The sequence below is a fragment of the Streptomyces sp. NPDC090045 genome (genome assembly GCF_044747975.1).
Lineage (GTDB): Bacteria > Actinomycetota > Actinomycetes > Streptomycetales > Streptomycetaceae > Streptomyces.
Genome location: NZ_JBIVFA010000017.1, coordinates 52,399 through 74,390, shown reverse-complemented (window position 1 = coordinate 74,390; position 21,992 = coordinate 52,399). Strand labels below are relative to the sequence as shown.

Annotated in this window: 17 protein-coding genes; 9 read left to right on the top strand and 8 right to left on the bottom strand. The window is 73.3% G+C overall.

From position 1 onward, the window contains the following. Positions 1-282: 282 nt before the first annotated feature. Genes ACIPYQ_RS34335 through ACIPYQ_RS34325 form a run of 3 tightly spaced genes read right to left on the bottom strand, consistent with a single transcriptional unit; the run spans position 283 to position 2,873 of the window. A complete protein-coding gene (locus ACIPYQ_RS34335; RefSeq protein WP_401258006.1) occupies positions 283-711 on the bottom strand; it encodes a universal stress protein in 429 nt (142 codons plus the stop codon). 9 nt (positions 712-720) lie between these two features. Next, positions 721-2,229 (bottom strand): APC family permease, encoded by a 1,509-nt coding sequence (locus ACIPYQ_RS34330; protein WP_401258005.1) that lies wholly within the window; start codon positions 2,227-2,229, stop codon positions 721-723. A 50-nt stretch (positions 2,230-2,279) separates the two neighbouring features. Continuing rightward, the gene (locus ACIPYQ_RS34325; protein ID WP_361755568.1) at positions 2,280-2,873 is read right to left on the bottom strand and encodes a histidine phosphatase family protein; all 594 of its coding nucleotides are present in this window, start codon (positions 2,871-2,873) and stop codon (positions 2,280-2,282) included. A 70-nt stretch (positions 2,874-2,943) separates the two neighbouring features. Here ACIPYQ_RS34325 and ACIPYQ_RS34320 point away from each other — a divergent pair, with 70 nt between their 5' ends. The 5 genes from ACIPYQ_RS34320 to ACIPYQ_RS34300 all read left to right on the top strand — a co-directional run bounded on the left by ACIPYQ_RS34320 (position 2,944) and on the right by ACIPYQ_RS34300 (position 7,559). After that, complete coding sequence (locus ACIPYQ_RS34320; protein WP_401258004.1) at positions 2,944-3,702, top strand: YoaK family protein; 759 nt, start codon at positions 2,944-2,946, stop codon at positions 3,700-3,702. Between the two features lie 25 nt (positions 3,703-3,727). Then, complete coding sequence (locus tag ACIPYQ_RS34315; RefSeq protein WP_401258003.1) at positions 3,728-4,207, top strand: Lrp/AsnC family transcriptional regulator; 480 nt, start codon at positions 3,728-3,730, stop codon at positions 4,205-4,207. Between the two features lie 45 nt (positions 4,208-4,252). Beyond that, on the top strand, positions 4,253-4,930 hold the full coding sequence (locus ACIPYQ_RS34310; protein WP_401258001.1) for an HAD family hydrolase: 678 nt from the start codon (positions 4,253-4,255) through the stop codon (positions 4,928-4,930). Positions 4,931-5,027: 97 nt separating this feature from the next. Further along, complete coding sequence (locus ACIPYQ_RS34305; protein WP_401257999.1) at positions 5,028-6,407, top strand: cytochrome P450; 1,380 nt, start codon at positions 5,028-5,030, stop codon at positions 6,405-6,407. A 48-nt stretch (positions 6,408-6,455) separates the two neighbouring features. Next, positions 6,456-7,559 (top strand): FAD-dependent oxidoreductase, encoded by a 1,104-nt coding sequence (locus tag ACIPYQ_RS34300; RefSeq protein ID WP_401257997.1) that lies wholly within the window; start codon positions 6,456-6,458, stop codon positions 7,557-7,559. Between the two features lie 51 nt (positions 7,560-7,610). Here ACIPYQ_RS34300 and ACIPYQ_RS34295 read toward each other — a convergent pair whose 3' ends face one another. The 3 genes from ACIPYQ_RS34295 to ACIPYQ_RS34285 form a co-directional block, all read right to left on the bottom strand. Next, positions 7,611-8,513, bottom strand: coding sequence for a hypothetical protein (locus ACIPYQ_RS34295; protein ID WP_401257995.1), 903 nt, complete (start codon positions 8,511-8,513; stop codon positions 7,611-7,613). Between the two features lie 105 nt (positions 8,514-8,618). Continuing rightward, the gene (mltG, locus tag ACIPYQ_RS34290) at positions 8,619-9,530 is read right to left on the bottom strand and encodes an endolytic transglycosylase MltG (RefSeq protein WP_401257993.1); all 912 of its coding nucleotides are present in this window, start codon (positions 9,528-9,530) and stop codon (positions 8,619-8,621) included. A gap of 63 nt (positions 9,531-9,593) precedes the next feature. Next, entirely contained in the window at positions 9,594-11,453 is a 1,860-nt protein-coding gene (locus tag ACIPYQ_RS34285; RefSeq protein ID WP_401257991.1) for an ABC transporter ATP-binding protein, read from the bottom strand. Between the two features lie 132 nt (positions 11,454-11,585). Here ACIPYQ_RS34285 and ACIPYQ_RS34280 point away from each other — a divergent pair, with 132 nt between their 5' ends. The 4 genes from ACIPYQ_RS34280 (at position 11,586) to ACIPYQ_RS34265 (ending at position 18,819) form a co-directional block, all read left to right on the top strand. Beyond that, positions 11,586-12,038 (top strand): MarR family transcriptional regulator, encoded by a 453-nt coding sequence (locus ACIPYQ_RS34280; protein ID WP_361755593.1) that lies wholly within the window; start codon positions 11,586-11,588, stop codon positions 12,036-12,038. Positions 12,039-12,078: 40 nt separating this feature from the next. Then, positions 12,079-15,015 carry an FAD-binding and (Fe-S)-binding domain-containing protein gene (locus tag ACIPYQ_RS34275; RefSeq protein WP_401257989.1) on the top strand — a complete coding sequence of 979 codons (2,937 nt, stop codon included), beginning with the start codon at positions 12,079-12,081 and terminating at the stop codon, positions 15,013-15,015. Positions 15,016-15,175: 160 nt separating this feature from the next. After that, positions 15,176-17,041, top strand: coding sequence for an ABC transporter ATP-binding protein (locus tag ACIPYQ_RS34270; RefSeq protein WP_401257987.1), 1,866 nt, complete (start codon positions 15,176-15,178; stop codon positions 17,039-17,041). After that, positions 17,038-18,819: an ABC transporter ATP-binding protein gene (locus ACIPYQ_RS34265; protein WP_401257986.1), complete on the top strand. Its 1,782-nt coding sequence runs from the start codon at positions 17,038-17,040 to the stop codon at positions 18,817-18,819. Before ACIPYQ_RS34270 ends, ACIPYQ_RS34265 begins: the two co-directional genes overlap by 4 nt. Positions 18,820-18,871: 52 nt before the next feature. On the opposite strand, the gene ACIPYQ_RS34260 is transcribed toward ACIPYQ_RS34265, so the two are convergent. After that, complete coding sequence (locus ACIPYQ_RS34260; RefSeq protein ID WP_401257984.1) at positions 18,872-20,275, bottom strand: (2,3-dihydroxybenzoyl)adenylate synthase; 1,404 nt, start codon at positions 20,273-20,275, stop codon at positions 18,872-18,874. 174 nt (positions 20,276-20,449) lie between these two features. Next, positions 20,450-21,988 (bottom strand): carboxylesterase/lipase family protein, encoded by a 1,539-nt coding sequence (locus ACIPYQ_RS34255; RefSeq protein ID WP_401257982.1) that lies wholly within the window; start codon positions 21,986-21,988, stop codon positions 20,450-20,452. Between the last annotated feature and the right edge of the window lie 4 nt (positions 21,989-21,992).

The following is a 21,992-nucleotide window of genomic DNA, read 5'->3' as shown; positions in this document are numbered from 1 at the left end:
GTGCCGCCCCCCTCGTGTGGTGCGCGCCGGCCCGGCGCCGCCCGGGGGTGGTGGGCGGTGGACGGGCACGGCGAAGGCGCCGCGCTCCGGAACCGGCCTCGTTGCCGTCCGGCGCCGCGCGGCGCCGCAAGTACATGGATACGCCACAGATAAGCATCCGCACGGGCAATGGCTCAAGCGGGCCCCTTGCCACTGGACCATTGGCACAGTTACTGGTGGGGATCCTCGGCCATCAGGAGACCAACGGACCGGCTTTCCCGCGCGGTGGGGAGCCGGCCGCGGTCACTGCACCGGGCCGCCTTCCGTCGGTACGCACAGCACGGGCACCGGCGACAGGTGCAGGAGCTTGTGCGGGGTGGAGCCGAGCAGGGCGCCCCGTATCGGGCTGTCGCCCCAGCTGCCGACGATGATGACGCGGGCGTGGTGGCGCTCGGCGGCGTCCAGCAGGGCCTGGGCCGGCTTCTCGTCGACCACCTCGACCGTGGAGGGCACTCCGGCGGCGTCGGCCTCCTCGACCGCGTGGGCGAGGGCGCTGCGGCCCGCCTGGCGGACGGCCTCGCGGTGGGCGCGGTACTCCTCGCCGGTGGCGCCCGGGGCGGCCGCGCCGTAGACGAGGACGAGGGGCTCTCCGAAGGCGGTAGCCACTTCCAGCGCCACGTACAGGGCCCGTTCGGCGCCGGGCGACTCGTCGTATCCAAGGACCACGGACATCGGGACTCCTCAGCGCTTCCTGCCGCGGACGAGGGCCGGGTCGACCACGCCCCGCCGCTCCTGCCAGAACCTGCCGTCCCGTACCCGCCAGAAGCACATGACGAGCACGCCGACGAGGGCGATGGCGATGCCGATGACCAGCGGTGGGCCGAGCCCGAACCAGGAGACGCCGCTCGCCGAGTTCTCCGGGTCGGACATGTCGCCGATCGACTCCACCAGCAGCCAGATCAGCAGGCCGGCGCCGACCACCGGGCCGATTCCGATGAGCAGGAGGTTGTGCGCGTTCTCCGTGAGGTGGCGGCGGTAGTAGACGGCGCAGGCCAGGCCGGTGAGCGCGTAGTAGAAGGCGATCAGCAGGGAGAGTGCGGTGAGGGAGTCCAGGAGTGCGTTCTCGCTGATCTGGTTGACGACGAGGTACCAGCCGATGGCGATGCCGGCCACCCACCAGGTGCTCACGTCCGGGGTCCGGAACCTCGGGTGGATGTGTGCGAGCGGCGGCGGCAGGGCGTGCCGGCGGGCCATGGACAGGGCGGTGCGGGAGGCCGGGATGATCGTGGTCTGCGTGGAGGCGAGCGCGGAGGTGCAGACGGCGAGGAGCACCACCCAGTCCCAGCCGCCCATGACCTCGTGGGCGAGCACGGCGAAGATGGCCTCCTCCTCGGCCGCGTTCTCGGCGAGGAAGGCGGTGCCGGCGTAGCCGACGACCGCGAAGCACACGGACAGGTAGGTGACCAGGAGGATGACCGTCGACCAGATTCCGGCCTTGCCGGGCGCGGTGGCGGAGTTCTCCACCTCCTCGGTGAGGTTGACCGCGGACTCCCAGCCCCAGTACATGAACACGCCGAGCAGCAGTCCGCCGGTGAGGGCGGCGCCTCCCGCGCCGAAGGGGTTGAGCCAGCTGAGGGACGGCTCGATCTCCTCGAGGGTGCTGGTGCCGGTGTAGATGCGGTAGATGGCGACCACCGCGAAGGCCAGCAGGAAGAAGACCTGCGCGAGGATGAGGATGTCCTGGAGGTGGGCGGAGAGCTCGGTGCCGATGACGCAGATGGCGGTCATGGCCAGGATCACGGCGACGGTGAGGCCCTGCCGGATCCAGGCGTTGGCGGCCCAGTCGTCGAGTCCGAAGGCCAGCAGGCCGAAGTTGACGGCGACGTCCGCGAGCGAGCCGATGACCAGGACGCCCGTCATGGCGATGGCCCAGCCGCCGAGCCAGCCCGCCCAGGGGCCCATGGCCCGGGTGACCCACGAGAAGGTCGTCCCGCAGTCCTGGTCCACCTTGTTCAGGTAGTAGAAGGCGGCGGCGATGAGCAGCATGGGCACGAAGGAGGCCAGCATCACGCCCGGCGCGTAGATCCCGACCAGGGCCACGATCGGTCCGAGTACGGCGGCCAGGGAGTAGGCGGGCGAGGTGGAGTTCAGCCCGATGACGAGCGCGTCGAGGAAGCCGATCGCGTTGGCCTTGAGGCCCGCTTCCCCGTCGCCCGGTTCGTGCACGACATCCGTACCGTCCTGACCCATGTACGAATGGTTACGCACCGGGCACCGGTGCGCGAGGCGGGATGGACCGGTCAGGGGCGGACGTTCCACCCCGAGATCACCGGGAGCCCGTGCTCCGTGGAGAGCTCGCTGACCGTGCCGGTGCGCAGCAGGAACAGCCGGCCCTCCGCGGGCTCCAGGCCCAGGTAGCGGGCGGTGAGGACGCGCAGGAAGTGGCCGTGGGCGACGATCACCACGTTGCCGCCGTCCGCGCGGAGCACGGGGGCGACCCGGGCGAGGGCGCGGTCCGCGCGGGCGCCCACCTGGGCGGCGCTCTCTCCGGGGTGCGCCGGGTCGCCGGGCGGGACGCCGTCGCTCCACAGGGACCAGTCCGGGGTGGTCCGCCGGATCTCCTGGGTGGTGATGCCCTCGTAGCCGCCGTAGTCCCACTCGTACAGGTCGGGGTCGGTGACCGCGCCGGTGAGTCCGGCGAGTTCGGCGGTGGCGACGGCCCGGTGCAGCGGGCTCGTCAGCACCAGGGCCGGGTGGCGGTCCTGGAAGTAGGGGGCCAGCGAGATGGCCTCCTCGACCCCGCGCGCGTTCAGCGGGACGTCGGTGCGTCCGGTGTGCCGTCCGTCGGCGCTCCAGGATGTCTCTCCGTGTCTCACCAGCAACAGGTCGCTCACCCTTCGGACCCTATGCCTTCCGGCATGTCGGCGCGGGGGGATCCGGGCGGGCGTGTCACTGTCGGGCGTCATGGACGAGAAGCGGAGGGCCGCGCGGACGGCCGGTTCGCAGCTCCCGCCGCACATGCCGGCGCTGATGGTCTCCCTGACCGCGGTGACCGGGGTGGTCGAGGCGGTGAGCCTGCTCGCGCTCGGGCCCGCCTTCACGGCGATGCAGACCGGCAACGTGCTGTTCCTGGCCTTCGGTGCCGCGCAGGCGGGCAACCTGCCGACGCTGCCCGCCGGGATCTCGCTGGCCGCGTTCGTCCTCGGGGTGATCTGCGGCTCCCACCTGGAGGCCGTGACGGAGGCCCGCGGGCGGCGCTGGTTCGTCATGGGCCTCATCGTCGAGGCCGGACTGATCCTGGCCGCCGCGGCCGCCGCCTGGGGGCTGGTGCCGCGCTACGGTTCGCCGACCCCGCGGCACCTGGCGGTGATGGCGGTCCTGGCGCTGGCGATGGGCATGCGCAACACCACGATCATGCGGGCGAACGTGCCGGGGGTGCCGACGACGCTGGTCACCCGGTCCATGACCGCCTTCCTCGGCGGCTCCGCCATGGGGCGCGATGCCGTCTACGGATACGGGACGGCCGGCTGGAAACTGCGCGGCCTGTCCGTCCTCGCCATGTTCGCCGGCGGGGTCCTCGGGGCGCTGCTGATCCGGGCCGGCTGCACGGTGGGCTGGCTCCTGCTGCCGACCGCCGCCGCGGTGCTGGTGGTGGGCCTGGCCTACCGGGGGCAGCCCCCGCTGCACACCGGGCCCGCTCCTGGCCGGGAACGATCGCGTTGAACTGGGCCGTTGGTACAGTCGCGGCATGGCGGTGGACGAGCTCGACACCCGAATCCTGCGTCTGCTGATCGAGCAGCCGCGCACCAGCGTCCGCGAGTACGCCCGGATCCTCGGCGTCGCGCGCGGGACCCTGCAGGCGCGGCTGGACCGGCTGGAGCGCACGGGCGTGATCACGGGGACCGGACCGGTGCTCTCCCCCGCCGCGCTGGGCCACCCGGTGCTGGCCTTCGTCCACATCGAGGTCACCCAGGGGCATCTGGACGACGTGGGCGACGCGCTGGCCGCCGTACCGGAGATCATCGAGGCCTTCTCGATCACCGGCGGCGGGGACCTGCTGACCCGGGTGGCGGCCCGCGACAACGCGCACCTGGAGGATGTGATCCAGCGGCTGATCCAGCTCCCGGGCGTGGTCCGCACCCGGACGGAGGTGGCCCTGCGCGAGCGGGTCCCACACCGATTGCTGCCGCTGGTCGAATCCGTGGGGAGGAACGCCCGCAAGAGCTGACAGGATGACTGAGACAGGACAGAACCGGCAGGACGGGCATAGCGGATGATTTCCGTCATATTCGATCTCGACGGCACCCTCGTGGACAGCGAACCGAACTACTACGAATCCGGACGCCGCACCTTGGAGCGGCACGGCGTCCCCGATTTCACGTGGGAACAGCACTCCCGGTTCATCGGCATCGGCACCCTGGAGACGCTGGAGATCCTCAAGGAGCGTTACGGCATCCGGGCGCCGGTCGAGCAGCTGCTCGCCGAGCAGAACGCGGCCTACCTGGACCTGGCCCGCACCCGGACCGAGGTGTTCCCGCAAATGCGGAAGTTCGTCGAGCGGCTGTACGCCGAAGGGGTGCCGATGGCGGTCGCCTCCGGTTCCTCGCTCGAGGCGATCGACGCCGTTCTGGCGGGAACCGGGCTGGACGCGGTGCTCACCACGGTGGTCTCCGCCGAGGAGGTCGCTCACGGCAAGCCCGCTCCGGACGTGTTCCTGGAGGCGGCCCGCCGGCTGGGCGCGCGGCCCGCCGACTGCGTGGTCGTCGAGGACGCGACGCCGGGGGCGCAGGCCGCCCACGCCGCGGGCATGGGCTGCATGGTGATCCCGTACGCGGCGGAGATCGCGGACGACCCGGCCTTCGCCACGGCCGGACTCCTCTTCCCGGGCGGACAGCCGGAGTTCACCGCGGACGCGGCGCACGACTGGCTGACGGCGCGCCGGACGGCCTGACCGTCTGGCCGTCTGGCCGTCTGGCCGTCTGACGATCCGCCAGGCCGGCGCGGTCCGGAGTCTGGTGCCCTGCGGGGGCTGCTGTCACCATGCCTGCGTGACCGCGACCCTGCCCCCGGGCACCCGGAACGGCGGACCCCGCCGGTGGCCCCTGCTCGGGAACCTGCCCGCCTTCGCCCGCGATCCCCTGGTCTTCTTCGAGTCCCTGCGCGACGAGTACGGCGACTGGGTGCCCTGGGCCCTCGGCCCGCAGCGCAACGTGCTGGTCTCCCGGCCCGAGCACGCCGGTGAACTGCTCGCCGCCGTCGAGTCCACATTCAAGCCGATGGAACTGGGCTGGGCCTTCCACCAGTTGCTGGGCGACGGGGTGGTCGTCGCCACCGGGGACGACTGGCGGCGCAAGCGGGCACTGGTCCAGCCCGCCGTGCGCCCGCGGCAGGTGCGCTCGTACGCCGCCACGATGGTGGAGTGCGCGGACGCACTGGCCGGCGGCTGGCGCGAGGGCGAACGGATCGACGTACACCGGGAGATGGCCGGGCTCACCCAGCGGATCGCGGTGCGCACGCTGTTCGGGAGCGACGCGGCCGGCCGGGAGGCGCCCATCAGCGCGGCGATGGCCACGGCGCAGCGGGAGCTGGGCGCGGAGTTCCGGGGGCTGACGCTGTTCCTGCCGCCGTGGGTGCGCACTCCCGGGCGGCGCCGGATGCGGGAGGCGGTGGCGGTCCTCGACCGGGAGATCGCGCACGTCATACGGGAGCACGAGAGGGCCTCGGCGGCGGGCGCGGAGCGGGACGACCTGCTGAGCCGGCTGCTCGCGGCCCGCGACGAGGACGGTGGCCCGCTCTCCCGCAAGGAGCTGCGGGACGAGTCGATCACCCTCTACATCGGCGGCCACGAGACCACGTCGACCACCCTGACCTGGGCGTGGCAGCTGCTGTCGGGCGCCCCCGACGCGCGGGCCCGGCTGACGGAGGAGCTGGACCGGGTACTCGGCGGGCGCCTGCCGACGTACGACGACTACGCGCGGCTGCCGTGGACCCAACAGGTGGTCAAGGAGGCGCTGCGGATCTATCCGCCGATCTGGCTGATCTCGGCGGTGGCCACGGAGGGCGCGAGCATCGGCGGACGGGCGGTGCCGGCGGGGACGGCGGTGTGGACCAGCCCCTGGTCGATGCACCGGGACGAGCGGTGGTTCCCGGACCCGGAGGCGTTCCGCCCCGAGCGGTGGGACGCGGACGCCCCGCATCCGGCGCCCGAACACGCCTGGTTCCCCTTCGGCGGGGGCCCGCGGGCCTGCCTGGGGGCGCGGTTCGCGCTGGTGGAGGCCGCGCTCGTGCTGGCCGTGCTGGGGCAGCGGTTCCACCTGGACAGCGGGAGCGGGCGGGCCGCGGTGTTCCCGGGCCTCACCCTGCAGCCGGTCGGACCGGTCACGGCGACGCTGCGCCGAACCGGCCACCCCGGGCTGTTGGCGCCGTAGGCCCGGCCGGCGGGGAAGATCCCGCGACCCCCGCCAGTTGGTAGAACCGTGAACAATGCGACGCGGGACGTGGACCCAGTGGACACGGTGGACGTGGTGGTCGTCGGCGCCGGGCAGGCGGGCCTGTCCAGTGCCTACCACCTGGCGCGGGCGGGCCTCGATCACGTGGTCCTGGACCACGCGCCGCGACCGGGCGGGGCCTGGCAGTACCGCTGGCCCTCGCTCACCTACGGCAGGGTCCACGGGATGCACGCCCTGCCCGGGATGGAGCTGACCGGCGCCGACCCGCTGCGCCCCTCGTCCGAGGTGATCGGGGAGTACTTCGCCTCCTACGAGGACCGCTTCGACCTGCGCGTACGGCGCCCCGTGGACGTCTCGGCCGTCCGTGAGGGGGACGACGGAGACGGCGGACGGCTGCGCGTCGAGACCTCGGCGGGCGTCTGGTCGGCCCGGGCCCTGATCAACGCCACGGGAACCTGGGACCGGCCGTTCTGGCCGCGCTACCCGGGCCAGGAGACCTTCCGCGGCCGCCAGCTGCACACGGCGGACTACCCCGGGCCGCAGGAGTTCGCCGGGGCCCGGGTGATCGTCGTGGGCGGCGGCACGTCGGCGGTGCAGCACCTGCTGGAGATCGCCGAGGTGGCGGCGGAGACCACCTGGGTGACCCGGCGGCCCCCGGTCTTCCGCGACGGCGGTTTCGGGGAGGCCGAGGGCCGGGCCGCGGTGGCCCTGGTGGACGATCGGGTCCGCCGGGGGCTGCCGCCGCAGAGCGTGGTCAGCGTGACGGGGCTCCCGCTGAACGAGGCCGTCCGGGCCGGTCTGGCCTCGGGGGTCCTGGACCGCCGGCCCGTCTTCGACCGGATCACCGCCACGGGCGCCGTCTGGGCGGACGGGAGCCGCGTGGACGCGGACGTCATCCTGTGGGCCACCGGATTCCGCGCGGCCGTCGACCACCTGGCCCCGCTGCGCCTGCGCGAGCCGGGCGGCGGCATCCGGGTCGAGGGGACGAGGGCCGTGCGCGACGAGCGGATCCACCTGGTCGGCTACGGTCCGTCGGCGTCGACCATCGGCGCCAACCGCGCGGGCGGCGCCGCGGTCCGCGAGATCCGCCGGCTGCTGACCCGCGAACGGGTCGGTTCGCCCGCGGCCTGACCGCCTCCGGCCCCGGCTCCCGCACCGGCCTCCCGCGCAGGCCGCCGGGCCTCAGCCGGCCGGGGCCGGATCGATGGGGAACTCCCGGTCCGGGGTGTCCGCGGCGCAGGCCTCCGGGGTCGCGTACACGTAGCCCGTGCCGTTGCGCACCTGCAGGACGGGATCGGTCCAGTTCTCGGTGTGCTCCGGGACGAAGACGCGCGTGGTGTGCCGCTCCGCGTCGTGGACCAGGAGCGAGACGATGGCGTAGAGCTGGGCCCCGATGTGGCCGAGCCCCTGCCGAGGGTGGTCCTCGGGGCCCTCTACGTGGATGACGAAGAAGCGTTCATCCACCCAGTAGCCGCCCTTGTCCAGCAGTTCGCCCTCTCCCACGCGCACTCCGTCCACCCACAGCCGCGCCTCGCTCGGACCGTCGCGGAACAGGAGGACCGAGCGGTGGCGGTCGCCGGCGGTGAAGGTCACGTCGATCTCGTGCCGGCTCCAGCAGTCGATGAAGCTGCTGCACGCCCCGGGCACGCCACCGTGCCGGTGGCTGGCGATCTTCCCGCCCGGCGGCACGACGGGATCCAGACTGCAGGTCTCGGCGAAGCGGCAGGGCCGCTCGACGTCCCGGCGGCAGCCGAGCCCCATCGCCGCGACGTCGCGCGGCGCCGCCTTCGAGAGCAACTCGCCCAGTCGCTCCACGTAGCGGTGCTCTCCGACCAGAGCGGTCAGGTCGGCGTCGTCGGACCACCAGTGGAGCAGGTCGACCCCGACGGGGGAACGGGCCAGCCAGTGCTGCCACTCCTCCCCGCTGCTGCCCCACCGTTGGGTCACCCGCTCGTGCGCTGCCCGCTCGGCTGCCGCGGCGGCCTCGGCGGCCGCGTCCACCGGCGTCGCAGGGCCCGGCTCCTCGTCGGGGGACCCGCCCTCGGGCGCCCCCGCCTCGGCCTCGGCTTCGGCTTTCGCCCTCACTGTCGCTGTCGCTGTCGCTTTCCATGGCCACTTCACGGCTCGCCCCCTCGGTGCACGCGTCCGGCAGGCGGCCGATGGTAGGGCCGGCCCTGGGTCCGGTGCCCGTCATTTCCCGGCGGCGCCCCCCTGACCTGCACCGGAGCCTGCATGGGAGCCTGCGTGGGAGCCTGCGTGGGAGCCCTCGTGGGAGCCCTCGTGGGCACGGATCCGGTTGAACTCCGCCACGTGCTTCTTGTGTTCGTCGTAGGTAGCCGAGAAGCGGGTGTCCCCCGGCTTCACGGTGACGAAGTACAGCCAGTCGCCGGGCGTCGGCGCGACCGCGGCCGCCATGGCCTCCAGCCCCGGGCTGTCGATCGGGGTGGGCGGCAGGCCCTGGCGTTCGTACGTGTTGAAGGGGCTGTCGATGCGGGTCTCGCTCAGCTTGGTCTCCACGGAGCTGCGGTTCAGCGCGTAGTTGATGGTGGAGTCCATCTGCAGCGGCATCGACTTCGCCAGCCGGTTGTGCACCACGCGTGCGACCTTGCCCATGTCGGCGCGGGTCTCGGCCTCCGCCTCGATGATGCTGGCCATCGTGGCCGTCTGGTACGGGGTCATCCCGTGGGCCTTGCCGCCGTCGGCCACCGCCTTGGTGGCGAGCTTCTCGTTCGCCGTGCGCACCATGTACGCGAGGAGTGCGGCCGGCGTGGTCTGCGAGGTCACCGGGTACGTCGCCGGGAAGAGGTACCCCTCCGGGTTGCCCTTGGCCTCCGCGGGCAGTGCCAGTCCGGCGGTGGCCACCGCCGACTTCGCGGATCCGGGCGGGAGCTTCAGTGCGCGGTCGACCGCGGCGTACACCTGCGACGCGCGCCAGCCCTCGGGGATCACCAACCGGCGAGGTTTCTCCGGCTCGTCCCCACCCCTCAGTATCGGGATCAGGACTGCCGCACCGATGGCGAGCAGCATGCCGAGGAAGAGCGCCAGTCGGCCCCGGCGGGTGAGCCGGGATCGGCGCCGCGGCGGCCGGTACTCATGACTCATGCGGGAACGCTAACCCGCAAACTGTCATATTTTCGACATCCGGCCCGTGCGGCGGTCATACCGTCACACGTTCACCGGAGCCAGCTGGGCTTCCTCGGGCGGCTCGGGCGCCAGCGCGGCGTCCCGGTCCCGGCGGACCAGCGCCGCGTACCGGCCGTCCGCCTTCAGCAGCTCCTCGTGGGTACCGCGCTCGGCGATGCGGCCCCCGTCCAGCACCACGATCTGGTCGGCGTCGCGGACGGTGGAGAGCCGGTGCGCGATGGTGATGGTCGTCCGGCCGGCCGAGAGGTTGTCGATGGCCCGCTGGACGGCGTGCTCGGTACGGGTGTCCAGGGCACTGGTGGCCTCGTCGAGGATCAGCACCGGCGGGTCCCTCAGGATGGTGCGGGCGATGGCGAGCCGCTGCTTCTCGCCTCCGGAGAACCGGTATCCGCGCTCGCCGACCAGGGTGTCGTACCCATCGGGCAGGGACGCGATGTGGTCGTGGATCTGCGCCGCGCGGGCCGCCTCGATGATCTCCTCGTCGGTGGCGTCCGGCTTGGCGAAGCGCAGGTTGTCCGCGACCGAGGCGTGGAAGAGGTAGGTCTCCTGGGAGACCACGCCGATGGAACGGGCCAGCGAGTCGAAGTCGAGGTCGCGCACGTCCACCCCGTCGAGGGCGACCCGTCCGCCCGTCACGTCGTAGAGCCGGGGCACCAGGTAGCTGAGCGTGCTCTTGCCGGAGCCGGTGGAGCCGACCACGGCGAGGGAACCGCCGGCCGGAACCGTGATGTCGATCCCCGTCAGTGTCGGTCCGCCCTTGGCGTCGTACGCGAAGTGCACGTCCTCCAGCGCGACCTCGCCCTTGGCCCGGTCGAGGCGCACCGGGTCGGGGCGCTCGGTGATGTCCACCGGCAGGTCGAGGTACTCGAAGATGCGGGCGAACAGGGCGAGCGAGGTCTGTATCTGCACACCGGTCGACAGCAGGCTGACTGCGGGCCGGAACAGGCCCTGCTGGAGGGTGACGAAGGCGACGAGGGTGCCGACGGAGAGCGAGGGGGCGCCGGTCTGGAGGGCTATGCCGGCGGCCCAGTAGATCAGCGCTGGCATGGCGGCCATGACGATGCCGATGGTGGACATCCGCCAGCGCCCGGCCATGCTCGAGCGCACCTCGAGATCGACGAGCTTCTCGGACTCCGCGGAGAAGGCGGCGGTGAGGGACTCGGAACGGCCCATGGTGCGGCCGAGCAGGATGCCGCTGACCGAGAGGGACTCGGTGACGGTCGCGGCCATGGCGGCCATCTGCTTCTGCCGCTTCGTCGTGATCTTCTTGCGCTCGTGCCCGACCCGCCGGCTGATCCACACGAAGACGGGGAGCAGGAGCAGCGAGACCAGGGTGAGGCGCCAGTCCAGCGCGAGCATGGCGACCACGGTGGCGATGACGGCCGTCAGGTTCGAGACGAGCGAGGTCGCGGTGGAGGTGACCGTGGCCTGCATGCCGCCGATGTCGTTGGCGATGCGGGACTGCACCTCGCCGGTGCGCGTGCGGGTGAAGAAGGCCAGCGGCATCCGCTGGAGCTGCGCGTAGACGGCCGTGCGCAGGTCGTGCATGACGCGCTGGCCGACGGTGGTGGAGATCAGCGTCTGGAGCACGCCGAAGACGCTGGTGACGACGGCGGTGAGGATCATGCCGAGCGCGAGCAGGCTGAGCAGCCCGGTGCGGCCCTGCGGGATCGCGACGTCGAGGATCTCCCGGAGCAGGAACGGCGAGGCGACGCCGACCAGCGAGGAGGCTCCGACGAGCAGGCCGACGACGGCGAGCCGGCCGCGGTAGGGCCGGAAGAGCGCCACGATGCGGCGCAGCTCCCGCGGCTGCTCCGCCGGGGCGGGTCGGGTCGGGTCGAGCGGGTCTTTCGATGGGGTCCACTTCGGTTCGTCGCGCATGGGCACCCTCTCGGGGTCAGGAGACAGGGGTCAAGGTCTTCGCGGAGCCGCCTCCGACAGAGCCGGCACCATTGGAGCATAGGTCATTGTTACCTATGCTCACAATGAACGGGGTCCTGATATCGTTCCCGCATGAGCTCCGCCTCCGACACCGATCGCCTCCTCGCCGAACAGCTCCTGCGCCTGACGCGCAGGCTCCACCGGATCCAGAAGCGCCACATGGTGCCGCTCGGGATCACTCCCGCCCAGAGTCGGCTGCTGCGCCTCGTCTCGCACTACGAGGGCGAGCAGCCGCCCCGGATGGCGGACCTCGCCGCGCGCCTGGAAGTCGTCCCGCGCGCCGTGACCACCCTCGTCGACGGCCTGGAAGCGGCCGGGTGCGTGCGCCGCGCGCCCGACCCCGCCAACCGGCGTGTCATCCGGATCGAGCTCACCGACACCGGCCGCGCCACGCTGCGCCGTCTGCGCAACGCGCGAACGGACGCGGCAGAGGAGATCCTGGCTCCATTGACCGCCGACCAGCGCGAGGTGCTCGGCGGCCTGCTGAACGCCCTGTCGGACGCGCCGGCGGAGCGCACCTGCTGAGTGGGCCACACGTGGGCCGCCGTGAGGCGAGGGGTCGCACATGCCGCTGCTGGAACCGAAGCCGGGGGCCCTGCGCCCGCGCGGCATCAGCGGCCCCTCCCCCGACCGGGTCCCCGCGCACCGGGCCGCCGGCACCCCGGAGCCGCTGCGCGGCGAGCTGACCGAGCTGCTGGGCGCCGAGAAGGTGCTGTGGAAGGTGTCCGACCTGGTCCGCTACGCCTCCGACGCCTCCCCGTACCGGTTCGTGCCCCAGGTCGTCGTGATCGCCGAGGACATCGACGACGTCTCCGCGGTGCTCTCGTACGCCCACGGCCGCGGGCGGGAGATCGTCTTCCGCGCCGCCGGGACCTCGCTCAACGGCCAGGCCCAGGGCGAGGACATCCTGGTCGACGTACGCCGCCACTGGGCCGGGATCGAGGTGCTGGAGGAGGGCCGGCGGGCCCGGATCCGGCCCGGCACCACCGTGATGCGGGCCAATGCAGCCCTCGCCCGGCACGGCCGGATCCTCGGCCCCGACCCGGCCAGCGCCCTCGCCTGCACCCTCGGCGGGGTCGTCGCCAACAACGCCTCCGGCATGACCGCGGGCACCACGCGGAACTCGTACCGCACGCTCTCCTCCCTCACCTTCGTCCTGCCCGGCGGCACCGTCGTGGACACCGCCGACCCGCTGGCCGACGAGGAGCTGGCGCGCGCCGAACCGGCCCTGTGCCGCGGGCTGATGGAGATCAAGGAGGAGATCGAGGCCGACCCCGCCCTGGTCGCCCGGATCCGCGCCAAGTACGAGATCAAGAACACCACCGGCTACCGCCTCGACGCCTATCTCGACGGCAACACCCCCGTCGAGATCCTGCGGGGCCTGATGGTCGGCTCGGAGGGCACCCTCGGCTTCATCTCCGAGGTCGTCTTCGACACCCTCCCCCTCGACCGCGAGGTCTGTTCGGCCCTGCTGTTCTTCCCCTCGCTGCCCGCGGCGGCCGCGGCCGTGCCCGTCTTCAACGAGGCGGGCGCCGTCGCCGTGGAGCTGATGGACGGCAACACCCTGCGCGCCTCGGTCAGCGTCGCGGGCGTTCCCGCCGACTGGGCGGACCTGCCCCGGGAGACGACCGCCCTGCTCGTGGAGTTCCGGGCCCCCGACGAGGCCGGCCGGGACGCCTGCGCACGCCGGGCCGCGCGGGCCCTCGACGGACTCGACCTGATCGCCCCGGTGGCCTCGGTCACCAATGCCTTCACCAGCGACCCGAAGACCGTGGGCGGCTACTGGACGGCCCGCAAGGCCTTCGTCACCGCCGTCGGCGGAGCCCGCGCCCCCGGCACCACCCTGATCACCGAGGACTTCGCGGTACCGCCCTCCCGGCTGGCCGAAGCCTGCGGGGCGCTCCTCGAACTCCAGGCGCGGCACGGCTTCGACGCGGCCGTCGCCGGGCACGCCGCCCACGGCAACCTGCACTTCCTGCTCGCCTTCGACGCCGCGGACCCGGCCGACGTCGAGCGGTACGGGGCCTTCATGGAGGCCTTCTGCCGGCTCACCGTGGAGCGCTTCGACGGCTCCCTGAAGGCCGAGCACTCCACCGGCCGCAACATGGCCCCCTTCCTCGAACTGGAATGGGGCCCCAGGGCGGCCGGGCTGATGTGGCGGACCAAGCGGGTCGTCGACCCGGACGGGGTGCTCGCCCCGCGCATCCTCCTCGACCGCGACCCGCGGGCCCATCTGCGCGGCCTGAAGACCATTCCGCAGGTGGAGGCGGTGGCCGACCCCTGCATCGAGTGCGGTTTCTGCGAACCGACCTGCCCCAGCGGGGATCTGACGACCACTCCGCGCCAGCGGATCGTGCTGCGCCGCGAGATGATGCGCCAGCAGCCCGGCTCCCCCGTGCTGGACGGGCTGCTCGGCGCCTACGGCCACGACGCGGTGGACACCTGCGCGGGCGACTCCACCTGCAGGCTGGCCTGCCCGGTCGGCATCGACACCGGGGCGCTGATGAGGGACTTCCGCCACCGCCGGCACGGCGCCCGCGAGGAGGCCGCCGCCGCGCTGGCCGCGCGGCGGTTCCGGACCGTCGAGGCCGCCGCCCGGCTGACGGTGGCCGCGGCCGACCGCGTCACCCGTGCGGTCGGGGACCAGCTGCTCGAGGCGGCCACGGGGGCCGCGCGCAAGGCCGTACGACCGGACCTGCTGCCGCGGTGGCTGCCGCAGATCCCCGGCGCGGCCGCGCGGAGCCTGCCCGTCACCCGGCGGGTGGGCGCCTCGGCGGTGTACTACCCGGCCTGCGTCAACCGCATCTTCGGCGGATCCGGGGGCCGTCCCGGCCCCTCCCTGCCGGAGGCCGTGGTGGTTGTGTCGGAACGCGCCGGCAAGCCGGTCTGGATCCCCCGCGACGTGAAGGGAACCTGCTGCGCGACCATCTGGCACTCCAAGGGCTACGAAGCCGGCAACCGGGAGATGGCCAACCGGATCGTCGAGGCCGCCTGGGGCTGGACGGCCGGCGGACGGCTGCCGCTGGTCGTCGACGCCTCCTCGTGCACCCTGGGCCTCGCGCACGAGGTGGTCCCGTACCTGACGGAGGACAACCGGGCCCTGCACGCGGAGCTGCGGATCGTCGACTCGGTCGTGTGGGCCGCGGAGGAACTCCTGCCGCACTTGCGGGTGCGGCGCAGGGTGGGCTCGGCCGTGCTCCATCCCACCTGCTCGATGCGGCACTTGGGCGACGAGGCGCAGCTGCGGGCGGTGGCCGGGGCCTGCGCCGAGGAGGTGGTGGTCCCGGACGACGCGGGCTGCTGCGGCTTCGCGGGCGACCGCGGCATGCTGCACCCGGAGCTGACGGCCTCCGCCACGGCGCGCGAGGCGGCGGAGGTGACGGCGCGGGCCTTCGACGCACACCTGTCGGCGAACCGGATGTGCGAGGTGGGCATGGACCGGGCGACCGGGCGTCACTACCATTCGGCGCTCATCGAACTGGAGCACGCCACTCGCCCGTGAGCGCCGGTGTGCGCGACCCCGCTGAACAGGAACGGAGCCGTCCACCGGGTCCGCAGACCTCGTGGCGCAAGGGCTCCGCCGACGGAAAACCGATTGCCCGGGACCGGTCCGGAAGGCGAACCTTGCACGGTTTGGACCACTCGACCAGTCATGGGGCGTCATGCAGATCAGCGATCTTCCGTATCCGGATCCGGGGGTACCCGACGCTCGCTCAGGCCCCCGTTTCCTCCTGTGGCTGGGACGCGGTCAACTCGGCGGACAGCTCAAGAGCCTGTGCTGGGGAATCCTGCACTTCTCCGGCGTCGCCGGGCTGCCGTACGCGGTGGGGCTGGGCGTGACCGCGGTCGTCGACCGCGATCCGGACCGGCTGCTGCGCGTCGCCGCCCTGCTGCTGGTCATCGGCGTCGCCATCTCCGTCGGCGACGCCATGCTCCACCGCACGGCCGTCACCAACTGGATCACCGCCGCGGCGCGCGTGCAGCAGCTCCTCGCCCGCAAGACGGCCGAGCTGGGCGCCGCCCTCACCCGCCGGGTCGCCGCGGGTGAAGTGGTGGCGGTGTCGACGGGGGACGTGGAGAAGATCGGATGGTTCGTCGAGGCCGTCTCGCGCTTCCTCGCGGCCGTCTTCTCCGTCGTCCTCGTCTGCATCGGCCTGCTGTTCTACGCTCCCGAACTCGGTGTCGTCGTGGCCATCGGCGTCCCGCTGGTCGCCCTGGCCTCGCTGCCGCTGCTGCCGCGCGCCACCAAGCGCGCCGACATCCAGCGGGAGAAGGCGGGCAAGGCCACCGAGTTGGCCTCCGACACCGTCGCCGGCCTGCGCGTACTGCGCGGCATCGGCGGTGAGGAGCTGTTCCTCGGCCGCTACCGCGAGGCCTCGCAGGAGGTCCGCAGGGCCGCGGTGCGCAGTGCCCGGATGTGGGCGCTGATCTCCGCGATCCAGGTGGTGCTCCCGGGCGCGCTGATGATCACCGTGGTCTGGTACGGCGCCACGCTCGTCACCGACGGGACCATCTCGGTGGGTGAGCTCGTCGCCGCGTTCAGCGCGGTGGCCACGCTGCTCTACCCGCTCCGGCACTTCGAGGAGATCGCCATGGCGTACTCCTTCTCGCGCCCCTCCGCCAAGCGGGCCGCCCGGGTGCTGTCGCTGACCCGTACGGACACCGCCGAGCTGCCCGTGCGCACCGGGCCGGTGGAATCGCCGGCCGTGGGCGGGGACCTGTACGACCCGCACACCGGACTGCTGGCCCCGGCGGGCCGGTTCACCGCCGTCGTGTGCGGCGACCCCGACCTCGCGGGACGGCTCGCCGAACGCCTCGGCGGCCACCCCATGGACGGGGAGGCGGGGGCGGACGCGGGGACCGGGGCGGACACGGGCACACCGTCCGTGCTCCTCGGTGGGGTCGCGCTGGACGAGCTGGAACTGGACACCGCGCGCACCCTGGTCCTCGTACAGGACAAGGATCCGGTGCTGCTGTCCGGGACCCTGCGCGAGCTGTTCGACGTACCGGCCTCCGGCACGGTCGAGTCCGGCGCGGCGCTGGCGGCCGCCCAGTGCGCGGACGTGCTGGACGCGCTGCTGCAGTCGGCGCCGGACGGGGTCGAGGACCCGATGGACGCGCGGATCACCGAGCGCGGCCGTTCGCTGTCCGGCGGGCAGCGCCAGCGTCTCGCGCTGGCGCGGTCCCTGGTCACCGACCCGGAGGTGCTGGTGCTCGACGAGCCGACCTCGGCGGTCGACTCGCACACCGAGGCACGGATCGCGGACGGGATCGCCGCCCTGCGCGCCGGGCGGACCACGGTGGTACTGGCGTCCTCACCCCTGCTGCTGGACCGCGCGGACCGGGTCGTGCTGATCGACGGGAGCACGGTCGCGGCGGTCGGTACCCACCGCGAGCTGCTGCACCGCGAGCCGCTCTACCGGGCGGCGGTCACCCGCGAGACGGACGAGGAGCAGCAGGAGCGCCTCGCCGGGCTGGAACTGACAGAGCTGGACGAAGTACTCACAGAGATCGAGGAATCCGCATGATCGGCGTGGCGCCTCCGGAGTACGATCCGGCGGCCCCCGAATCGGCCGCGACCCTGCCCGTGGGCACGTCGGCGACCGTACGGGGCTATGTGCGCGACCTGTTCCGGCGCCACCGGCGGGCCTTCGTGGCACTGGTGAGCGTCAACGCGGCAGCGGTGATCGCCTCCATGGTCGGCCCGTACCTGCTGGGCCGGGTCGTGGACGATCTTTCGGCGGGGGCGCGCGAGCTGCACCTGGAGCGCGTGGCGCTGCTGTTCGCGCTGGCACTGGCCGTCCAGACGTTCTTCGTCCGGCAGGTCCGCCTGCGCGGGGCGATGCTGGGCGAGGAGATGCTGGCCGATCTGCGCGAGGACTTCCTGGTGCGGTCGGTGGGTCTGCCGCCGGGCGTGCTGGAGCGGGCCGGTACCGGTGACCTGCTGTCGCGGATCACCACCGACATCGACCGGCTGGCGAACGCCATGCGCGAGGCGGTGCCGCAGCTGGCGATCGGCGTCGTGTGGGCCGGGCTGCTGTTCGGCGCGCTCGCGGTGACCGCGCCGCCGCTGGCGCTCGCCGCGCTGGTGGCACTGCCGGTGCTGGTGATCGGCTGCCGCTGGTACTTCCGGCGCGCGCCGTCGGCGTACCGCTCGGAGGCGGCCGGCTACGCGGCGGTCGCGGCCGTGCTCACCGAGACGGTGGACGCGGGCCGCACGGTCGAGGCGCACCGTCTCGGGCCGGAGCGGATCGCTCTGTCGGAGCGCCGGATCTCGCAGTGGGTCGCGTGGGAGCGGTACACGCTGTTCCTGCGGACGGTCCTGTTCCCCGTCATCAACGTCACCTTCGTGACGATCCTCGGCTCGGTGCTGCTGATCGGCGGGTACTGCGTGCTGCAGGGCTGGATGTCGGTCGGTCAGCTGACCACGGGCGCCCTGCTCGCGCAGATGCTGGTCGATCCGATCGGCCTGATCCTGCGCTGGTACGACGAACTGCAGGTCGCCCAGGTCTCGCTGGGCCGGCTGGTGGGCGTACGGGAGATCGAGGCGGACGCCGGGGACGCGAAGGTGGCTCCCGAGGGCCGGAACGTGCGGGCCGAGGAGGTCCACTTCGGCTACCGGGAGGGCGTGGACGTCCTGCACCAGGTGTCGATGTCCGTGCCGCCGGGCACCCGGATGGCGCTCGTCGGGCCCTCGGGCGCCGGCAAGTCCACCCTGGGACGGCTGCTCGCGGGCATCTACGCACCCCGGACCGGCGAGGTCACCCTCGGCGGGGCACGGCTGTCGCGGATGCCCGCGGAGCGGGTGCGCGAGCACGTGGCGCTGGTCAACCAGGAGCACCACGTGTTCGTGGGCTCGCTGCGCGACAACCTCCGCCTCGCGCGGACGGGCGCCGACGACGCCGAGCTGTGGGCGGCGCTGGGCGCGGTCGACGCGGACGGCTGGGCGCGGGCTATGGAGGCCGGCCTGGACACCGAGGTCGGTTCCGGCGGCACGGCACTGACCCCGGCGCAGGCGCAGCAGATCGCGCTGGCCCGGCTGGTGCTGGCGGACCCGCACACGCTGGTGCTGGACGAGGCCACCTCGCTGCTGGACCCGCGTGCGGCGCGGCACTTGGAGCGTTCGCTCGCCCGGGTGCTGGACGGGCGCACGGTCATCGCCATCGCCCACCGGCTGCACACCGCGCACGACGCGGACGTGATCGCGGTGGTCGAGGGCGGCCGGATCAGCGAACTGGGCTCGCACGACGAGCTGGTCGCGGCGGACGGCGCGTACGCGGCGCTGTGGCGGTCCTGGCACGGGTGACCCCGGCCGGCGGTTCGCCGGCCGGCGGTTCGCCGTCCGGCGCTCCCGCCCGTCACCTGCCGGACGGATCCTCGGGGTCGGCCCCCTGCGGGCCGGCCACAGGGCCGCCGGTCACGGGGCCGCCGGTCACCACGAGGTTGCCGTCCGGGGTGCGCCGCGCGAGGTGGCCGGTGCGGAGGTGGCCGTCGGCGGTGAAGGAGCGTGCGTTGTGCCCGGGCGCCCGGTAGTAGCCCCGCGGGGTGTGCGGGCCCCGGGCGAGGAGCTCGCCGGGCTCGCCGTCGGGCACCTCCTTGCCGTCGGCGTCGACGAGGCGGATCTCGTCGCCGGGCGAGAGCGGACGGCCCTGTGTGGTGAACACGGTCTCGTCCGGATCGTCGGGCCGGGTGAGCACGAGCGGCCCCTCGGCCATGCCGAACACCTGCTGCAGGCGACAGCCGAGTACGGGACCCATCCGTTCGGCGGTCGCCCGGTCCACGGGCGCGCCGCCGATCTGCACGAGACGCAGACTGCTCACGTCGGCCCGGATCTCGGGCAGTGCGTCGAGCCAGAGACGGGCCACGGCGGGCACCAGTGAGGTGACGGTGACCCGCTCCCGCTCGATGACCGGGAGGCACTGCGCCGGTCCCGGGTCCTCGACCAGGACGACGGTGCCGCCGGCGGAGAGGGTGCCGACGATGCCGGGGCAGCCGAAGGCGAAGTTGGACTCGGCGGGCAGCGCGGCGAGGTACACGTCGTCCTCGGTGAGCGAGATCAGTTCGGCGGCGGTCTGCGCCTGGTGGAGGTAGTCGTTGTGGGTCCGCGGAACGATCCTGGGCTCCTCGCCGGCACCGCCGGACAGCAGGAGGAACGCCACCTGGCCGGCGCTCTGTGCGAGCGCCCGGTAGGGCGGGGAGTCGATGGAGCCCAGCGGGAAGTAGTGGCAGCCCGACGGGTCGGTCGTGAAGCCGCCGTACGGGGACGAGGTGCCCGGCGCCTCGAAGGGGAACACCCGCCGCAGGAAGGGTCCTCGGGCCGCGATGTCCGCGGCCATCGCCGTGTGGTCGAAGCCCTGGTGGACCGAGGGACCGACGTAGCCGACGGCCTGGGTGGTCCACGCGACGGGGGACACCTCGGACGCGCGGTGCGAGACCGGGCACAGGACGGGGACGATGCCGGCGCGCATCAGCGCGAAGACGGTGACGACGAACTCGGGCACGTTCGGCAGCTGGACGAGGACCCGCTGCCCGGGCCGCAGGCCGCGCAGGCGGAAACCTGCGGCCATGCGGTCCACGCGCCGGTTCAGGTTCGCGTAGGTGATGCGGGTGGCGCCGTGCACGAGGGCGGTCCGCGGTCCGTACTGCAGGGCCCAGCCGCGCAGCAGGCTGTCCAGCGTATGGCCGCGCCAGTGTCCGGCCATCCAGTAGCGGTCGACGAACTCCTCGGGCCAGGGCGTGCAGCCCTCGAGCATGCGTGTCATTCGCTTCCTTCCCCCGCCGTCCCGACCCTGGCCACCCAATCCGTCAACATCCCTGCGCACAATGCGCTTTCCTGACCATGGACGCTTAATTCGATCAGCAGAACGCCCAAGGCGCGCCTCTGACCAGGGGGAACGGTCCGGGCTGCCGGGCTGACGGACTGGCGGGACGGCGGGCTAGGAGCCGAGGAGCGGCAGGGCGGGGAAGGCGTGGTCCTGCCAGATCAGGCGGGAGGCCTCCTCCGGGTAGGCGGCGAGGGTCGGCCGGGTGCCGAAGAGCTGCACGAGGCGCTGCCCGGCGTCGTACGCGGGCCAGCCGGGGTCGCCGTGGGCCGCGAACGCCGTCCAGGCGCCCCGCATGCGCGCGGACAGCTCCTCCGCCTCCGGGAACGGGCTCTCACCGATCAGCACGGCGGGCTGGCCGCGCTCCAGGTTGCCGAAGACCAGCGGCACGTCGAGGCCGTGGCAGGCGCCGAGGGCGCCGCCCATGCCCGGGGCCGACCAGATCAGCTCGTAGACGTGGGCACGGCCGCCGGCGGCCGTCTGGGCCTGGGCGAGGTGGAGGGACGGCATGCGGAACAGCCAGTCGGAACCGACCAGCTCGTAGAGCTCGTCCGGGCCCGCGGCCGGATGGGCCTCGCGGTAGCGGAGTGCGGCGTCCTGACCGGGGCCGAAGACGCGCAGGGCGGTCTGCGCCTGCTCCGGAGTGACCTGACCGAGCAGTCCGTCGAGTGCGGTGAGCAGCCGCGTTTCGTCGCGGGTGTGGCCGACGAGGAGTTCGATGTCCCGGCCGGCGCCTTCGGCCAGGGCCTGCCACGGCGTGACGGGCAGGGTCTCGCCGTCGACGACCGGGGAGAAGGGGATCGCCCGGTGCGCGACGGGGCCCCAGCGATCCGTCCACCGGTCCATCTTGGCGCCGACCGCGTCACCGGCGGCGGACAGCCGGGCGGGGTCCACCCCGGCCAGATCGGCCGACGTGGGCCGCAGTCCCAGCTCGGCGGCGCAGGCGGCGGCGATGTCGGCGGCGAGCTCCGGCGAGAAGAAGGTGCCCTGCACGCTCTGCGCGACGGCCCGGCCGAAGAGACCGGCCGCCCGCGGCATCGCCAGCAGAGCGGCGACCGATCCGGCCCCTGCCGACTGGCCGAAGACGGTGACGCGGCCCGGGTCACCTCCGAAGGCCCCGATGTTGTCGCGCACCCACTCCAGGGCGGCGACCTGGTCCAGCAGGCCCCGGTTGGCGGGCGCTCCCTCGATCTGCCCGAACCCCTCCGGGCCCACGCGGTAGTTGAACGTCACCACGACGACACCGCCGTCACGGGCCAGGCGGCCGCCGTCGTACTCGGGAAGGCCCGACATGCCGATCGAGTAGGCGCCGCCCTGGATCCACACCATCACCGGCAGCCCCGCGCCCGGGCCCGGCTCGGGCGACCAGACGTTGACCGTGAGCCAGTCCTCGCCCGCCGCGTCCCGGGCGAGCGCGTCCATGCCGAAGTGGCCGCCCTGCGGGGGCGGCGGGCCGTACGACACCGCGGGCCGCACCCCGTCCCATCCCCGTACGGGCCTCGGTGCGGCGAAACGCAGCGGGCCGACCGGCGGCTCGGCGAACGGGATGCCGCGGAAGACCGCCACACCCTCCTCGCGGGCGCCTCGCAGCGCCCCGCCCGTCACGCGGACTTCCGGCTGGGACCCGGAGGCCTCGGACGCGACAACGCTCATCACA

Excerpts from the sequence above, each read along its gene's own strand:
- ACIPYQ_RS34335 (WP_401258006.1), bottom strand. The coding sequence starts at position 711 with ATGTCCGTGGTCCTTGGATACGACGAGTCGCCCGGCGCCGAACGGGCC.
- ACIPYQ_RS34330 (WP_401258005.1), bottom strand. The coding sequence starts at position 2,229 with ATGGGTCAGGACGGTACGGATGTCGTGCACGAACCGGGCGACGGGGAA.
- ACIPYQ_RS34320 (WP_401258004.1), top strand. The coding sequence starts at position 2,944 with ATGGACGAGAAGCGGAGGGCCGCGCGGACGGCCGGTTCGCAGCTCCCG.
- ACIPYQ_RS34315 (WP_401258003.1), top strand. The coding sequence starts at position 3,728 with ATGGCGGTGGACGAGCTCGACACCCGAATCCTGCGTCTGCTGATCGAG.
- ACIPYQ_RS34310 (WP_401258001.1), top strand. The coding sequence starts at position 4,253 with ATGATTTCCGTCATATTCGATCTCGACGGCACCCTCGTGGACAGCGAA.
- mltG (WP_401257993.1), bottom strand. The coding sequence starts at position 9,530 with ATGAGTCATGAGTACCGGCCGCCGCGGCGCCGATCCCGGCTCACCCGC.
- ACIPYQ_RS34285 (WP_401257991.1), bottom strand. The coding sequence starts at position 11,453 with ATGCGCGACGAACCGAAGTGGACCCCATCGAAAGACCCGCTCGACCCG.
- ACIPYQ_RS34280 (WP_361755593.1), top strand. The coding sequence starts at position 11,586 with ATGAGCTCCGCCTCCGACACCGATCGCCTCCTCGCCGAACAGCTCCTG.
- ACIPYQ_RS34275 (WP_401257989.1), top strand. The coding sequence starts at position 12,079 with ATGCCGCTGCTGGAACCGAAGCCGGGGGCCCTGCGCCCGCGCGGCATC.
- ACIPYQ_RS34270 (WP_401257987.1), top strand. The coding sequence starts at position 15,176 with ATGCAGATCAGCGATCTTCCGTATCCGGATCCGGGGGTACCCGACGCT.
- ACIPYQ_RS34265 (WP_401257986.1), top strand. The coding sequence starts at position 17,038 with ATGATCGGCGTGGCGCCTCCGGAGTACGATCCGGCGGCCCCCGAATCG.
- ACIPYQ_RS34260 (WP_401257984.1), bottom strand. The coding sequence starts at position 20,275 with ATGACACGCATGCTCGAGGGCTGCACGCCCTGGCCCGAGGAGTTCGTC.
- ACIPYQ_RS34255 (WP_401257982.1), bottom strand. The coding sequence starts at position 21,988 with ATGAGCGTTGTCGCGTCCGAGGCCTCCGGGTCCCAGCCGGAAGTCCGC.